Origin of the sequence: Roseovarius sp. MBR-78 (assembly GCF_040547535.1) — a bacterium.
Taxonomy (GTDB): domain Bacteria; phylum Pseudomonadota; class Alphaproteobacteria; order Rhodobacterales; family Rhodobacteraceae; genus Roseovarius.
On sequence record NZ_JBEPPX010000042.1, the window covers coordinates 1 to 14878 of the forward strand.

14 protein-coding genes and 2 pseudogenes are annotated in these 14878 nt (G+C 60.1%); 5 read left to right on the forward strand and 11 right to left on the reverse strand.

Features of this window, described 5'->3' with window-relative positions:
* From ABIE58_RS19005 to ABIE58_RS19035, 7 genes and pseudogenes are all read right to left on the reverse strand, one after another.
* Window positions 1-1417 (reverse strand): type IV secretory system conjugative DNA transfer family protein (locus ABIE58_RS19005; protein WP_354546228.1); only part of this gene is annotated, 1417 nt, incomplete at its 3' end.
* A gap of 8 nt (window positions 1418-1425) precedes the next feature.
* Window positions 1426-3759, reverse strand: a pseudogene (locus ABIE58_RS19010) (relaxase/mobilization nuclease domain-containing protein).
* Complete coding sequence (locus ABIE58_RS19015) at window positions 3746-4339, reverse strand: helix-turn-helix domain-containing protein (protein WP_354546229.1); 594 nt, start codon at window positions 4337-4339, stop codon at window positions 3746-3748. Before ABIE58_RS19015 ends, ABIE58_RS19010 begins: the two are co-directional and overlap by 14 nt.
* A gap of 564 nt (window positions 4340-4903) precedes the next feature.
* Entirely contained in the window at window positions 4904-5110 is a 207-nt protein-coding gene (locus tag ABIE58_RS19020) for a hypothetical protein (protein WP_354546230.1), read from the reverse strand.
* A 535-nt stretch (window positions 5111-5645) separates the two neighbouring features.
* Window positions 5646-6575, reverse strand: a complete 930-nt coding sequence (locus tag ABIE58_RS19025) for a DUF2493 domain-containing protein (RefSeq protein WP_354546231.1) — start codon at window positions 6573-6575, stop codon at window positions 5646-5648.
* Window positions 6576-7167: 592 nt separating this feature from the next.
* Window positions 7168-7653, reverse strand: coding sequence for a PIN domain-containing protein (locus ABIE58_RS19030; protein ID WP_309747971.1), 486 nt, complete (start codon window positions 7651-7653; stop codon window positions 7168-7170).
* 7 nt (window positions 7654-7660) lie between these two features.
* Window positions 7661-8722, reverse strand: coding sequence for a helix-turn-helix domain-containing protein (locus ABIE58_RS19035; protein WP_354546232.1), 1062 nt, complete (start codon window positions 8720-8722; stop codon window positions 7661-7663).
* 181 nt (window positions 8723-8903) lie between these two features.
* On the opposite strand from ABIE58_RS19035, the gene ABIE58_RS19040 reads away from it, so the two are divergent.
* From ABIE58_RS19040 to ABIE58_RS19060, 5 genes are read left to right on the forward strand one after another with little or no spacing between them, the layout of a single operon-like run.
* Window positions 8904-9809, forward strand: a complete 906-nt coding sequence (locus ABIE58_RS19040) for an AAA family ATPase (protein ID WP_309747969.1) — start codon at window positions 8904-8906, stop codon at window positions 9807-9809.
* The gene (locus ABIE58_RS19045) at window positions 9809-10279 is read left to right on the forward strand and encodes a CBASS system Cap8 protein (RefSeq protein ID WP_354546233.1); all 471 of its coding nucleotides are present in this window, start codon (window positions 9809-9811) and stop codon (window positions 10277-10279) included. Before ABIE58_RS19040 ends, ABIE58_RS19045 begins: the two co-directional genes overlap by 1 nt.
* Window positions 10276-10779, forward strand: a complete 504-nt coding sequence (locus ABIE58_RS19050) for an HORMA domain containing protein (protein WP_037275566.1) — start codon at window positions 10276-10278, stop codon at window positions 10777-10779. The genes ABIE58_RS19045 and ABIE58_RS19050 overlap by 4 nt, the downstream gene beginning before the upstream one ends.
* Window positions 10776-11675 (forward strand): CBASS oligonucleotide cyclase, encoded by a 900-nt coding sequence (locus ABIE58_RS19055; protein ID WP_037275568.1) that lies wholly within the window; start codon window positions 10776-10778, stop codon window positions 11673-11675. Before ABIE58_RS19050 ends, ABIE58_RS19055 begins: the two co-directional genes overlap by 4 nt.
* A 13-nt stretch (window positions 11676-11688) precedes the next feature.
* Entirely contained in the window at window positions 11689-12411 is a 723-nt protein-coding gene (locus tag ABIE58_RS19060; protein WP_037275570.1) for a DUF6602 domain-containing protein, read from the forward strand.
* 157 nt (window positions 12412-12568) lie between these two features.
* Here the strand turns inward: ABIE58_RS19060 and ABIE58_RS19065 are convergent, their stop codons facing one another.
* From ABIE58_RS19065 to ABIE58_RS19080, 4 genes and pseudogenes are all read right to left on the reverse strand, one after another.
* Window positions 12569-13297: a DUF736 family protein gene (locus ABIE58_RS19065; protein WP_354546234.1), complete on the reverse strand. Its 729-nt coding sequence runs from the start codon at window positions 13295-13297 to the stop codon at window positions 12569-12571.
* A gap of 124 nt (window positions 13298-13421) precedes the next feature.
* Window positions 13422-13723 (reverse strand): annotated as a pseudogene (locus ABIE58_RS19070) (hypothetical protein).
* Between the two features lie 100 nt (window positions 13724-13823).
* Window positions 13824-14285: a DUF6915 family protein gene (locus ABIE58_RS19075; RefSeq protein WP_354546235.1), complete on the reverse strand. Its 462-nt coding sequence runs from the start codon at window positions 14283-14285 to the stop codon at window positions 13824-13826.
* 1 nt (window position 14286) lies between these two features.
* A complete protein-coding gene (locus tag ABIE58_RS19080) occupies window positions 14287-14673 on the reverse strand; it encodes a DUF6878 family protein (protein WP_354546236.1) in 387 nt (128 codons plus the stop codon).
* Window positions 14674-14878: the final 205 nt, after the last annotated feature.

Sequence of the window (14878 nt, forward strand, 5' to 3'; positions counted from 1 at the left end):
ATGCCTTCGCGGCAACGATCCTCAGGTGACCGGATACTCCGGAATGACTGACCGGATGTTGTCGGAATAGCCGACCGGATGTCTCGGAATGCGCACCCTGCAGCGCACGGCGGGTGTTCTCGCCATAGATTTCATCGAGGGCGGGGATGGTTTGGGTGACCACGGCCAGGTGACCACGATAGGTCCGCAGAGTCTCGATGCTCTCGACCACGATGGGCATCTTGCCGAGGCGGTTGAACTCGTCGAGCATGATCATCACTGGCCACGGCTCGTCTGGCCCGGGATCCTTCTCCTGCATGGCGGAAAGGAGATCGGAGAAGAAGAGCCGGATCAGCGGCGCCAGCGGCTTCACCATGAGGGGCTGGACCACGAGATAGACCGAAAAGGGCTTCTTGCGGATCGTCCGGAAATCAAAGTCCGACACCGCCGTCGCTTCATCAATGGCTGGGTTCTGCCATTGGTCCAGCCCCGAGGTCATCAGGAGTGAGACGTAAGAGGTCAGCGTGTCATTGTTGGTCGAGGCCAGCCGGGTGAAGATCAGCTTGGCGGCCCTGTTATCCACCTCATGGCCGCGCGCGAAATACTCCTTCTGCTTGTTCCCGCCCGATGCCGCGATGCGGTAGATCTCGCCCAAGGTCGGACGTTTGCGCTGGAAGGCCAGCAGGCCTGCCGCCACGAAGAGATCGATCCCGCCTTTGAGGAGGCCCTGCACCCGGTCATTGTCGCTCTGCAGGAAGAGCGTCGCCAGGAGCTGCAGTTCCATCTGCTGGCGCGCGGGATCTTTCAGTTGATGGATGCGCAGGAGCGGGTTGTAGCGATGCGTGCGCTTGCCCTCCCAATCGGTGGGGGCAAAGCGATAGACCTTGTCGCCTTGGGCGGCGCGGTGCCGGGCCGTGGCCTCGAAACACTCGCCCTTCACATCGAGCGTCACGGCGGAGCCTTGCCAAGTCAGCAGGTTCGGAATGACAAAGCCCGTGGTCTTGCCGCGGCCCGTGGGCGCCACGATCAGCGCATGGGGGAAGACCTTGGAGCAGATGTAGTTGGCGCGGGAGCCCGGCGGCCCCAACTTGCCGAGGATGAACCCGGTCCCGGGCGCCCCGAAGAAGCCGTTGGCCTTCATCTCGCGCGCACTCTGCCAATGGGTCTGGCCAAAGCGTGTCAGGGCGGACCCCGAGAGGGCGAGGCTCAGCATCAGGCCGGCGGCGGCGAAGCTGCCGACGATCAGGTGAATAAGTTGCGCGTCCTCCGGGCGGCGATCGAGGATCGCCATGTAGTTCTGCGCGATATAAGCAAAGTCGATCTCGGCCCCAAACCCAAGATCCTGGTAGGTCAGCACCGCCGAGGCGATTGTATAGCCCATGGCCCCGGTCACCAGCGTCACAAGCAGGACGCCCGTGGCGATCCGCGCTTTTCCCATGGAGGCGCTCAATGGACCTGACCCCGCTCGGTCTCTCCATCCACGTCTGTCGCGCGGTGTTTTTCGTATTCGGTGTCGGCAAGATCATCGACCACCTGGCGCAAGGCCTCCGTGTTGGCTGTCGCTGCATCCGATTGCAGGTAGACCTTGGCGACATAGAGCCGGTCGAGACGGTCCTCGAGAACCTTTTCCAGCGCATCGGCATCGCCGGATGTGAGCCGCTCAAGTTGACGGTTATCAAGCACTAGCGCGATCTCGCCACGGAAGGCGTCCCGCTCCGCCTCGGTCTCGAAGGGCGCGGACAATTCCCCGGCCCGCTCATGGTCCAGAACACGCGCAATCTCGTCCGCGAGGCGGTCGGCACGGTCAGACTGCGACGCAGTTTCATCGCGGGTTGCGAGGATGTGGTCGCGCGTGCCAGACCCGAGCCCGTCGCGCATCTCGGTTTCGCGGCGGAACTGATTGATGACCTCCGTGTCCCGGATCTCGACGACGGCCGCGTAGGTCGCGCCGAGCCCACGGGCGAGATGGGACGGCATGTCCGGATAGCGCGCGCGTAAGTCATCCGTGACAGCATCTGTAACAGGCGTGCGGAGGTCGCGTCCCTCCATGATCCGATCGACCTCGCGGGTGATCTCGCTGGCGCGGGCCGCATCGGTGATGGTTTCCCTGTAGGGTTCAGATCGGTCGATCACATCGCCTGGGCGTGCAAGCAGGTCCGGGTGTGCTTCGAGATACGCGCGCTGCTCCGTCTCGATCCGGCGCTCCGCCCGTGAGACAACCTCCCAATCCCGGTCCTCGACCTGCTGCGCGGTCAGGCCGTCTGCGCGCATCTCCTGACGGATTGCCCCTTCCATCGTCCGCACCGCGTCCTCGTGATAGTGGAACCGCTCGCTGACCGGTTCCGCTTCCATGACGCCATCCCGGCGCAGCACGTTCTCCCGTTCCAACAGCGTGCCAAGCGCGACATGCACATCGTTGAGAATGTCGCGCGCCTGTTGCAGATCGGCGCGGCGCTCGAGGTTCAGATCCCGCGCCTCGGCCACCTTTGAGAGATCATCTGCGATCCATTGATGCTACAGCGCGGCGCTCGAGGCCCCGGTCTCGATCCGGGCGACGACCTCCGATGTGCTGATCCCCGTGCCCCGTAGTGCCGCATCAATGCGCGATCTCAGGTCGGGCTCGGTCAGTCGCTCGCGCTGGCTGGTGTCGATATTGGCCTCGGAATAGATCCCGCCCTCCGAGGGGGTCTCTGACAGCGTGGATGATCGCAAACCGAGAGGCTGCATGTGCTGGACCTGCGTCTGGATCTCGATGAGGCGTTTTTCCAGCACGGGACGTTCCGCGTCAGACTTCTCGGCGATCATGCCCTGCACCCGCGCGAGCTTTTCCGCATAGAGGCTTCTCAGATCCTCGAAGCTTTGATCCTCGGCCATATACACATCTCCTGTTCGGTGCATCTGTCCGCCATGCGCCAGCACCTCGCCCGCGCGGAAGAGTGCCGCGGCGATGTCTTCCCGGGCCTCCCGGGAGGCCTCCGTGGCAAGCGAATGGTAGACGGTTCTGGTGTTGGCGATCTCCGCCAGCGTCCGGGTCAAGTCGGCCCCCACACGTTCGCGCTCGCGGGGCGCGCGCCCCTCTTCTTTCGCGGCGTAGATCTCGCTGGTCCGGGCTGGGTAATGTACAGCCCCGCGATCCACCCGCCGCGTGGCTTCCAGGCGCACACCGTACTTCTCGGCCTCCTCGACCATGGCGAGGCGGAAGTCGTCATAGTTGAAGCGATGGTTGCGCCCGAGGAAGAAGAACTCGCCTTCCTGCGAGCGGCGGTTCAGCACCAGATGCGCATGAGGGTGATCGCGGTCCTCATGCACCGCGATGATGTAGTCGAAATGCCCCTTATCAGTCTGGAAGAACCGCTCGGCCACGTCCGTCGCGATGTCGCGCACATCCTCGCCGCGCGTGCCGATGGGGAAGGACATGAGCATGTGGGTGGTCTGTCCGAGCTTCGGCTTGAAGCCCGCATCCCACCGCTTGGCAAAGCGCTCGGTCAGGTCCTTGATGTCACCCGCCTCGAGCTTCGTCTTGCCATCCAGAAACCCGCTACTGTCCACGATATGGGTGGACTTGGTGGTCAGGTAGTCGAGCTGGTTTGCGAGCTGTGATTTGGTATGCGTCCCCCCGCCCCGGATCGCTTTGAAGACCGCTGGCCGATGCCCTGCTGCCGCACGCGTAAGCTGGGTCTGCTTGGCCACATGCAGCCCCTGCATCGAGCCCCGGACGCGGCTCCAGCCGTCCCGGAAGACCTCGCCGGTAACGGCATCAACCGCATCATTCAGCCGCATGGGCAAACTCCCTCAGAGCGGCCGTGGCCTGCAGTTGCATGGCGTCCCGACGGCGGCGCAGGAGCAGATCGATCTCGTCAGCGGAATCCAGGATGAACCGCGCCAGCCCGCGCATCTGCGCAAGGCGCAATTCGGAGAACTCGGCACTCGTGCCGCCATTCGCCCCCTGCCCCCGCCGGTTGGCCTGCGTCATCTGTTTGGAGATCTGCGCGACCCCATTACCGACCTCGTGCAGCGAGGCGCGGTAGCGCGCCATCTCAGCTGCCATCTGCGCGTCCGGAACGAACACCCCGCCTGCCGCCTGAATGAGCCGCCGCAGCCCCTCGGCCCGGCTCTCGATCCCCGCCTTCGCCAACACCGCGTCGAGCGCCGCCAACTCCGTAGCCGTGACCTTCACACTGACTGCTGAGACCGGGATCGCGGCATCGGCCTGGCGCTCGGCATCGGCTTTCAAGACGTAGCGCACGGCGCGCGATGTAACACCGAACCGCGCAGCCAGCTCGGACGTCGACACACCCTCCGCGGCCTCGCGGACGATCTGCATCTTCTCGATCTCTGTCAGGCGTTTTGTTCGGGACATGCGGAAGAAAGACCCCCTATTTCCTGCCACCTTCCACCAAGGCTGCCTCCACATTACGATAATATACCGAGCTGTCAATTATATACTTACGTCGCTTTCAGGCTCAGGCAGCCTTGGTGTCCGCTTCAGGCCGCGGCCCGCAGGGACGCGGCTCTGCCGCCTTCACCACCGGGCGACCCACCTGTCCTAGGGGTCCCGTCCACCAGCCCCGCCCGAGGGTCTGGCCGAACACGCATGTGTTCGGACGGAAACGCGGGCGGGCGCAAACCCTTCCGACAGGGCGGACAGGCAGGGTCAAGGAGGGCCAGATTTGGCTTGCCAAATCTCTGCCGCAAAAACCGGGAGGCCAAGGCCTGCCGGTTTTTTGTGGATGGCCCCCTTGAGGCTGACTGGCCGGTCTGTCGCGGCCTGATCATTCTGGGGGAAGTGCGTCCGTTGAATGCGCAGCGACCGGCAGCTTCGTGAGGTCGCCTCGGGCGATCTGACCGCCGGACCCGGCATCCCTGGAACAGGGATCGGGCCGCCCCAAGATCGTCCTGGGGCGGCCCATCCTCGTCAGAGGATTTAGTCCTGGGGATCCTTCGCGCTCGGTGGGAACATCACCAGCTCCGAGACCGCGACCTGGAAGTCGAGCTTGAGGCTGAAGAACTCCGAGCCGTCCCCGTTGCGGGTGTTGCGGAACATCGCGCCCACGCGCTGAAAACGGGTGCGCTCCTGGCCATCGGTATCGGTGAACTTGACGGGGACGGTGGCGACGTAGTGGTTGGTCATTTGGGTTACTCCTTGTTGCGATGGGGATCACCCGGCACGGGGGCAAGAGGCCCGGTCGCAAGCGCAAATGCGGAGGGTCCGCGGCTAGCCGTGGAAGCCGTATTTGTGCTTGCCGAAGCGTGAGCTGAGGGCACGATTGGGCCGACCCCGTGCGATCCACATCAATGAGCAAAAAGGAGAGACCCGGATGAGCCTTGCCATCACGCAGCCGCCACCATCCGCGTCCGCGTCACGCCGAGCCTGGCCGGGGTGCTGACGGAGCCCGCCCGCGTGGATGCGATGTTCCGAAACACGCCCCGAGGGACGTGCAGGGCTTCAGCCTCATGTGCGACGTCTCGACCCCTCGGCCTTGCGCTGCTGACGATGTGCGAGGTGCGCACCATCCCCAGCCCGTACCGATGCGGATGGGCCGCACTCTGACGGGCTGGGTAGAGGGATGACGGTGCTGGACGCCGTGAGCTGCCGATCACGCGTGACCGACCGCACGCGCCATGAGACATGACGAAAGGGCCGCGCCAAGCGCGACCCCCTCTCTTCAATCCTGCGACACCTTCTTCGCCGGGTCCGCAACCCGCATGACCGTCAGGCCTTTCGCTTCCGCCTTCTGCCCGAGGTTCAGCGCGACCCCGTTGCCACCGAAGAGAACAACCCCCGTCGCCGCGAACTTGTCGTCCAGCATCTCATCGTTGCACTTGAACGGTGCCGCCCGCCCATGCGCGGACCAGCGCGGATCGAAGCGCGCCTGTGCTATCCCGCGTGCCCGGGCCCACCGAGCCGCAATCATCTCCGCCCCGTGCTTGCCACCCTTGTGGCAGAGGAAGATCTCCTGGTTGCGGTTCTGCTTGATCCGTTCGCGAACCTTGTCGAGCGTGTTGAAGATCACATCGACATCGGTCCAGTCGGTGGCGCCTGAGACGATCAGGGGAACCCCCTCGACTTTCGACTTCTCGGCGGTTTCACGGTCGTGCTGCTCCAGGAGCTGCCGCGCCTCGAAGACCGCCCCGGTCTCTTGCGCCCGGACGCTTGCGCGCGACCCGGCTGCCGGAATGAAGGCGTGGCCCGTCTCGATCTCGTAGCATTCCGCCGCTGCCTCGCTCATCACCTCGATGGCGCTGACGATCTCGCGCAGCTGCAGAAAGCGCGCCTGCGCCTCTTCGAGCGCGGTCTCGGCGATCTCCGATCCGTCATGGGATTTTGCCAGCGCGCCGATCTTGTCGGCGGTGCGGTCGACCTCCTTGCCGAGCGCAACCTTGCGGCGCTGGAGGATCGTCGCGAGCCCATGGGCCAGCGGTTCGATTTCGGCTTCAAGCCCGGTCCCGCGCAGCTGGCCGAGCAAAGCCTCGAAGCTTTCGCGGATGATGTGGTCGGTCAGGATGTGATCCTCGGGGATCGGCAGCTGCGCGTCCTTCTCGGTCAGTCCGAAAAGCTCGATGGTCTCGTAGGTGTTTGCAGTGTCGTAAGCCATGTCTGGTCTCCAGTGTTCCGTTGCAAGGCCACCACGTGAGTGTGGGGGCATGGCCGAATGCCTGGTTTCCGAATCTGCCCGGGTCAGGGACGGCGCAGCCGCCGGCTTGCCGGGCGCAAAAGTTTTCTGCGCGCAGCACCGGACACATGCGCACCCTCACGCACGGGACCGCACCGCGCCACGGGCCCCGCCCTCGCCGAAAAGTTTTGCGATCCTTGACGCGGGCTGATTTGGGGGCCATCCGGAGGATATGCTTCCGCACTCATGTGTGTGTGTTTTGACGGTAGGTTTGCCCGACACGAGCAGGCAAACGGCCCGACCGGACGCGGGAGACGGATGGAGCGGCGGGATCGTTTTGGCCTCAGGCCAAAACAGACCAGAGCGCAATCCGGCGGAGCGGCCGGGGAGGGACGTGCTCGCGAGGCGGGCAAACCGGGGGCCTGGGTGCGACGCCGCGGTGAGGCCGCATGGCCGAATGCGCGACGGACCGAAGGGCCGTTCTCCCCTGCGACACGCGAAGCCGAGCGGGCTGGAAGGCTAAAGCGAAGAAGAACTTCGCAGCAATTTTCTTCCATCGAATCGAATAAACAAATTAGTATCTCGCAAGGCGCCTATTGATTTCCCTAATGGGAAGTCTGCATCTCGGATGATCACGAACCGCCTCGAGACCTGACTTGAGGAGGGCGGTCGAACAAACCTCGTGACGTTCCATCTCATCGAACACCCACAAGACGCCGTGCATCGCGATTTCTTGGCGCTCTGCCTCAGCCCTGAGCGCACCGTCTCCGGTAAGGAGAACCCAATCTCTTCCAGCCGCCAGGCAAAATGCAAAGACATCTGGCGTCGATAACATAGCTTTCGCCCGCTTCAGCTCTGTCGCGCGTGCTGTTTCTTCTGGCGTGAGCTCTTCTACTCTCAGTCCCAGATCGATCAGATCAGGACCCATCCAGTCGAGGAGTTCCGCTTCATAAAGAATATCTGGGACAACAAAATCATAGGGGAGATCAAAGAGCCTCGCCGTCAACGAGGCTCTTTCAATGTCGATTAGGACGGAGGTATCAGAAACAAGAACTTGCACATAGGCACTATGCCATGTGGTCCAACCGTTCTTCCAGTTCTTTTACTCGTATTTCGAGAAGCTCAGCTGCGCGAGACAACCCAATCAACCCCTCGGACAGGGCACGAAAACACAACCTCTGAAAGCGGTCAGGTTCTTCTCGTTCCCACGGAATGGAATTTGGCTCCTCGAACGGCTCATCCCTCCAACCACGTTGCTTATAGACCTTGAACAGGCGCGCAAAGGTTGCCTGGTTGATAATCTCCAAATCCTTGCATCGATACGTCAGCGCTTGAATGCTAACGCCAAACCGATCCTTCAGACTAATGAGCTCACCAATGCTTATGTCCGTTCTGCGGGCACCAATCTCCTGCCGTAGCACTTCTGCCGGAACGAGGAACGCACCAGCAAATCGATTTGCGGCGCGTTCTGAATCGCATCCTTCGGCCACTTTGAGAACCATGTGGCCCAATTCGTGAGCTAAACTGAAGCGCTTCCGCTCAGACCAGGTCTTCTTCTTGATCATGATCACCCGCGCGGAGTGATGCTCTTTTCGACGGACTTTCGCCGCAAGCCCATCAACTCGATCAACGTCCAAAGACAACACCTTGATACCGTGCTCCTCTAAGAGTTCGGCAAGCATTGGAATCGGGTCGTGACCCAGCTGCCAGGAAGCACGCATGTTGCGAGCCGCGTCCTCGGCATCACGAACATCGGCCACCCAGTAGGGCGCTTCGTGCGGGGCATCCCATTCCTGGCTCGAAAGATTCAGCAAGCTTTCGATAGCTAGGTACTTTTCAACCATATTGAGCGTTTTGGCTTCGATCGTCGCGATCTCCTTGGCTGACGAGCTGGCTGACTTGCGAAACTCCACGCCCTCCAACTCAAGCTCGTCATCGCTGAGCAAGAAATCCACAGAGACGTCGAGTGCTCGGGCAAGACTTAGCAGCACGCCCGATCCGGGCATGTCTTCATTGCGCTCGTACTTGCCTACGGCTTGAGCGGATACCTTGTTCTCCATGGCATCGGAAAGTGCACGAAGCGAGAGGCCAGATGCCGCCCGGGCTCCTTTGAGTCGCTTGCCAATCATAACGTCCTCCCAGTAGGTGGTTTACATTTCACCCATATTATTAATATTTTGTAAACTTCAACGCTTGAAAGCGCGGCAGATTGTCCCTAAACTGTAACACGAAGCCAAAGCGAAGGCAAATTTGTAAACCGCCAGGCCGCCTGAAGAGGCGCTGAACAGGCAAAGAACCGAGGAAGCAGCCATGAACGCAACGTTTGCTGGCGACCTGCCAAAAGGAATTCAGAAGATCACGGCACTGCCGGACCCGAGTCTGGCAGAACTCTGGGACTCAATCATCGTCGAAGCCGAGATGAAGGAGCGCCTGCTTTCTCAGGCGGTGCTGAATTTCACAATGCGACCAAAGATGAGCCGAACCGTGTTGCCGCTCCATGGCGTCCTCCTGTTGGTTGGCGCACCCGGGACGGGCAAAACGTCGCTCGCGCGAGGGTTGGCCAACCGAACAGCGGCGGCTTTCAAGGGGGGAAACTTCCAACTGGTCGAGGTTGAAGCGCATAGCTTGACGAGTTCCGCCATGGGGAAAACGCAGCGGGCGGTTACTGACCTCTTCGCGCAGACACTTTCAGAACTTGCCAATGCAGGCCCGACGATTGTGCTGCTAGATGAAGTGGAAACACTTGCGGTCGACCGATCCAGACTCAGCCTCGATGCCAACCCTGTCGACATTCATCGAGCCACGGACGCTGTTCTGGTTCAGCTCGACCTGCTGGCAGAATCTCACAAGAACCTGCTGTTTGTGGCGACCAGTAACTACCCAGAAGCGGTGGACGATGCCTTCGTTTCCCGATGCGATCTGGTGCTTGAAGTACCCCTTCCCGGAAAGGAAGCCTGCAAGACCATATTGCGGGAGTGCCTGTTGGGGCTAAGCAGCACCTATCCTGAGATTGAAGGGCTGACTAGGGACCGTGGCTTCGATACCTGTGCTGGCGAATTCGTCGGTCTTGACGGAAGGACTATCCGAAAAACCGTTGCAAACGCGCTCGCCTCAAACACTCAGGTGGCACTGAACCCCGGCTCGGTAACACTGTCCCAGTTGGCAGCAGCCGCGAAATCCGCCCAAACCAACAAAAAAGCAAATCGGGGGAAGTGATGGTAACTGTAACCCGCAGAACATTCCGAAGCTCTCCGCATCGCGACGCCTTAGCTACATGGGCCGCCATCAGCGACTTGCTCACCCGGACAAATACCGGTGCGCAACAAGAACTCGGCAGTGTCGCCGGCATTGCAAGCAGCATAATCGCGGACAAAGCCTGCGAAAACTCACCAATCATTGTCAGCTGTGCGGGACCGCAAACGCGCATCTACTGTTTATACGATGACGATGCGATCGATGGGTCGGACGCTAACGAAGACGTGCTCGCGTTTGACCCGCTGAAAGGTGATTGGTCGATTTCACTGCCGTGTGAACCCGATGATCTCGGTTGGGTCCAATCTGCCCTGCAACAAAAAAGCAACCGCATCACGGCCCGCGACAAAACCGAAGCCAAGAAGCAAGATACCGCGAACAATTCGCCAGGTGCTACGCTCGAAATTGATCTCGAGGGGTTGTTGAAACCATGACAACGGTCATCACATATTCCCGCACCCAGTCTGTCACCTATGTGGCTGATAACATCCTCAAGAGCCTCAAAGACATTATTCGTCTGAGTGGCATGGACCCGACGAATTTCGTGAACAACACGGAAATCAACATGCGCGGAATCAAGGCATGGTTGGAGAGCGAAGACCTCGAGAAGATTACGCTCGAGATATACGATCCGGCAACCAACGAACTGATCCTGCGTTGGGACATCGACGTGAACTACAGTTGGTCTGCTGGAGATGGAAACTTCTGGACGGACACCGATCAACTTCGTTGGGCAATTCGCAAAGCTGGCGTTGCACCATCAAGCGCCAAGTATGACCTCCTTCTACGTACAAAGCCTGGACGACCTGATGTCCCGGGTTGGTACCGGACGACCGCCCGTTCTACAGACGGCATGGTTCGCCAAAGCCTTGGCTCCACCATCGAACACAATGGTCTGGGAGCGACGGCATCGTATTGGAGGCAGGCATCATGATTTCACTCCCGGACGCATTCAAGAAGTTCAAAAGCCGAATGGAGTTGAACGAAAGTGAGCGGCAGAACGCATCCAAGCGGCAGAAGGAAGTTCGCGAGCACTTGGACAAAGCCCTTCAGATCGACCGTAGCTTTTTGACAGGAAGCTACGCCCGCTGGACCAAGTCGAAACCACTCAAGGATGTCGATATCTTTTTCGTTCTTGGAAAGGACGAGGACCACTATCGAGACAAACACCCTGACAAGATACTAACCGCGTTCTACGACACGTTGGTTGACGTCTATGGAAGCAGCGCCGTCAAAAAACAGGCACGCTCCGTGGGCGTGGACTTTGGTGTCGTCGTCGATTCAGACGACAACACAGATTACCGGGTTGTAAGCGTGGATGCCGTGCCCGCATTCGCAAAGGGAGACGATTACGAGATCCCAAACAACACAACCGGGAAGTGGATGGGAACAAATCCCGAAATCCATGCACAGAAGGCTGTTGCGGCCCATCAAGCCTATGGCAATGAGTGGAAGGGCCTAGTGCGCATGGTGAAGTACTGGAACCAAAACAGCCGCCATGGAGAAAAACCAATCAAGCCCTCCTTTCTGATCGAGGTCATGGCGATGGAGTGTCTACATGGTGGATGGGGCGGCTCACACGATCGCGAAATCCAAGCGTTCTTCGCTACGCTGCGCGACCGAATTCATGAGGATTGGCCAGATCCAGCCGGGCTCGGATCTCCTGTTAGCGATCGAATGGACGCGGCGATGGTAAAACGCGCCCAGACAATTCTGGATCAGGCAAACCGCGAAATCGCTGCCGCAATCCACTTGGCGCGCCAGGGCAAGAACGGAGACGCCCTGAAAGCGTGGCGCGCTTTCTTCGGACCAAAATTCCCGCTGTCTTAGAAGGAAAAAATCATTGGCTGAATGGTCGCTATCACAACTTTTATCGTCGTTGCATGAGGATATTCAGCACCGGTTGTCAACTGCGAGGAAGTCTTTCAAGCATCCAGGGACAAAAGGCGATGCGAGCGAAGCCATTTGGATCGATATGTTCGCCCAGTATCTTCCTGAGAGATACCAGGTTGCAAGCGCGCACGTGGTCGATAGTACAGGGAATTTCAGCGATCAGATTGATGCTGTCGTTTTTGACCGCCAATACTCGCCTTTCATTTTCACGTACGAAAACCAACTCATTGTCCCGGCTGAGAGCGTTTATGCTGTCTTCGAGGCGAAGCAGACGGCAGACGCCAATCTTGTCAAATACGCACAAGACAAGGTCGCATCAGTGCGAAGACTGCATCGGACCAGCCTACCAATCCCGCATGCTGGCGGCGTCTACCCACCAAAACAACTCATTCCCATCATCGGCGGGCTTTTGACTTTCGAGAGCGAGTGGAAACCTCCCTTGGGGGCATCGTTCGAAAAGGTCCTCGACGGAGGTGAAAATGATAGAAGGCTGGACATCGGCTGTGTCGCTTCTCATGGGCATTTTCTGTTCGACGAGGAAGGCGGGTATGACCTTGTTGAGGGATCGAAACCGGCAACGGCCTTCTTGTTTGCGCTGATCTCACGCCTCCAGTTCAGCGGCACGGTACCAATGATTGATATTGACGCTTACGGAGATTGGCTGACCAAATAGTAGCCGCAAAGTTCGTTTTCGTATTGCTATGCCGTCCAACGTCGAAAGACCCTGCTCATAGAGTAGAGCGATCTTAGACCCAAACAAACACGGCAAAAGGGGAACCGTGTTCCCACGGCTCCCCTTTCGGTGCGTATCGTCTAACCGCGTGCGCTGATCACGCGACCAGCGACAGCCCCGCGCCCGCGTCGCGCGACTGCTCACCACTGTCGATGAACGGGATGATCGAGAAGGTCTGCCCGCCGCGCTGCTCTTCGTTCTGCACGGCGTTGACGCGCAGGTCGCCGTCGGGCGTGTTGATCAGCAACGAAAGGTAGTCATTGCCCGTGCGGCTGCTTTTGGCCATCCAGGCCGAGCCGACGCGGATCGGCGTGCCTCGGGGTGAGCTGACCTCGATGCGGTAGTCAGGGTGGGTCTCCTCGGTCTTGTAGCTGTTCTCGATCAGCATGAACTCCAGATCGAACATCATGTTGGCGATGTAGCCGGTGAAGGCGTTGTCGGCGTCCATGGCGGTGAGCTCGCCTGAGATCGAGCCGGATTTCATCAGGCCGTTCGAGACCAGCGGGATGATCTCGAATTCGCCGCTCTGGGCCGCGCGCGCCTCTTTCGTCTGCACCGCGTTGACCCGGAACGGACCCAAGCCGACATCGATCTGCATCGAGATGTAGGGGTTGCCACTGGTATTGCCGGTCTCGTTCCAGGCCGTGCCGATGCGCACCTTGCGACCGGATTTGTTGACTGCCGTCACGTCAAAATCTGGGCTGCGTTCGGACATCTTGGCCCGCGCCTCCAACTGGATGGCGATATCGAAGCGCGTCGAGTGGATCATGCCGGTGTACTGAGCGGCTGCGGTCTCGACATTGCGGGTGAGGGTTCCTGCGAACATGGGATGGTTCCTTTTGGATTGGCCGGTGCCTGACGTTCTTGCCAACGCATCTGGGATTGCTTTCTCGACCCCTTGAGGGATCACAAATCAGAAAGCTTGCTTTCCTTTCAGCCCCGCCCACGGGTCAGAGCTGCCGTCCGAGTGGGAATGCCCCCGCGCCTCCTAGTGCTAAGCCCTTCCCTGCCCGTCTGGTCTTGATTGGCTGCCCGGATTTTCCGCGCCGTCCTCCGATCGCGCTATGAAGAATTCCGCCTCTTTGCCGTTCAACCGTTGCCCTTCCCGGTCTGTCAGGCCGATGCAGCTACCATTCGGCACATAGGTGATCAGGTACTGACCGAGCCTGTCCTTGTGGACAACGTAGCCGGTATTGGCCCAATGCACGGTCTGCCCGGCATCGACGGCCGCCTTGATTTCATCGAGTGTCATGCGAACCTCCTTACGAAGAATGGTGGGGAAACGACGCAAGAAGCCCGATCTTCCGACCGGGCTTCTCTGCAGAATTCGTTTGGCAAACGACCGAGAGCTGTCAGGCGCTTTGCGTGGCTTGCGTCGTGCGAGACGCCATCCAATCTTTCAGGCCAAGAACCGTTCGTCCGGCGGCGACCTCGGAGGCCCAGGCAACCCTTGGGTCGCCGCAGGGCTCATCGCCGGCATGCCGGTCGATGTGGCCATTGGCCATCCATGGCTCGGGCTGGATCCGTCGCAGCCAGTCCGCCATGCTCGGGATACGGCCCTGACAGTCTTCACGGACATGCTGCTCGCCGATCCAGCGCACGGGGATTTCTCGACCAGCGCTATTGGTCAGGGTCAGGCCGAAGACACGTTCGGCCTCAAACAGGCCAAGGGCATGATGGCGCATGGCTCGGTGCGTGAAGAGCGCGAGGTGCTCTTTCGAGGCGTCAAACCAATCGTGCACAGCCTGATAGTCAGATGGCACGCCGCCGAATTTCCGGGCAGAGCTTTCGGCATGATGAAGCGGATGGGCCATCTCACAGCCCCTCGTCATAGCTGTGCGAGCATTCGACATAGCGGTCGGCATGATCGAGGATGATGCTGTCGTTGCGCAAGTCCCAGGTCAGCGTGCCGTAGCCACCCTCGTTGTTTTCGAACCCCGGGTGATGGTGATAGGCGAGCGACCAGGCGAAGTCGCCAACCTCTGTGGCAAGCGCCTCCGGCAGTTGGACCTCTGCAGGCTGCACCGTCACATCCTCGACATTGCCGGAGTCGCCATAGCCTTCGTATTCGGCAGTGACCTCGCTGATGCCAAGCGCACGTAGTTGCGCGAGCAGCTCCGTTCGGGATGCCTTCAATGTGGTTTCGCGCTCTGCACGCCACTGAGCCGCCATTGCGGCATAGTCGATCTGGGGATTGGTCATGGGTCTGTCCTCTTGTCTGCAATTGGGGGGCCGGGTGTGGCATTGGTCAGCGCGCGCCCGGAAAGCGCAGCCCGGGCAAACCCCGATCCGCGACGCCCGACCCAAAGCCCGCTTCCGTAATGGGGCGGGCCTCTGTCAAGGGTTTCGGGCAAGTCAAAAATCACGGCGAAGATGTCATTCTTCACCGAGTTTTAAGGCACAAATT

What these genes read in the sequence shown, in the direction of transcription:
- ABIE58_RS19015 (WP_354546229.1), bottom strand. Translation starts at nt 4,339, where the DNA reads ATGTCCCGAACAAAACGCCTGACAGAGATCGAGAAGATGCAGATCGTC.
- ABIE58_RS19020 (WP_354546230.1), bottom strand. Translation starts at nt 5,110, where the DNA reads ATGACCAACCACTACGTCGCCACCGTCCCCGTCAAGTTCACCGATACC.
- ABIE58_RS19025 (WP_354546231.1), bottom strand. Translation starts at nt 6,575, where the DNA reads ATGGCTTACGACACTGCAAACACCTACGAGACCATCGAGCTTTTCGGA.
- ABIE58_RS19035 (WP_354546232.1), bottom strand. Translation starts at nt 8,722, where the DNA reads ATGATTGGCAAGCGACTCAAAGGAGCCCGGGCGGCATCTGGCCTCTCG.
- ABIE58_RS19040 (WP_309747969.1), top strand. Translation starts at nt 8,904, where the DNA reads ATGAACGCAACGTTTGCTGGCGACCTGCCAAAAGGAATTCAGAAGATC.
- ABIE58_RS19045 (WP_354546233.1), top strand. Translation starts at nt 9,809, where the DNA reads ATGGTAACTGTAACCCGCAGAACATTCCGAAGCTCTCCGCATCGCGAC.
- ABIE58_RS19050 (WP_037275566.1), top strand. Translation starts at nt 10,276, where the DNA reads ATGACAACGGTCATCACATATTCCCGCACCCAGTCTGTCACCTATGTG.
- ABIE58_RS19055 (WP_037275568.1), top strand. Translation starts at nt 10,776, where the DNA reads ATGATTTCACTCCCGGACGCATTCAAGAAGTTCAAAAGCCGAATGGAG.
- ABIE58_RS19065 (WP_354546234.1), bottom strand. Translation starts at nt 13,297, where the DNA reads ATGTTCGCAGGAACCCTCACCCGCAATGTCGAGACCGCAGCCGCTCAG.
- ABIE58_RS19075 (WP_354546235.1), bottom strand. Translation starts at nt 14,285, where the DNA reads ATGGCCCATCCGCTTCATCATGCCGAAAGCTCTGCCCGGAAATTCGGC.
- ABIE58_RS19080 (WP_354546236.1), bottom strand. Translation starts at nt 14,673, where the DNA reads ATGACCAATCCCCAGATCGACTATGCCGCAATGGCGGCTCAGTGGCGT.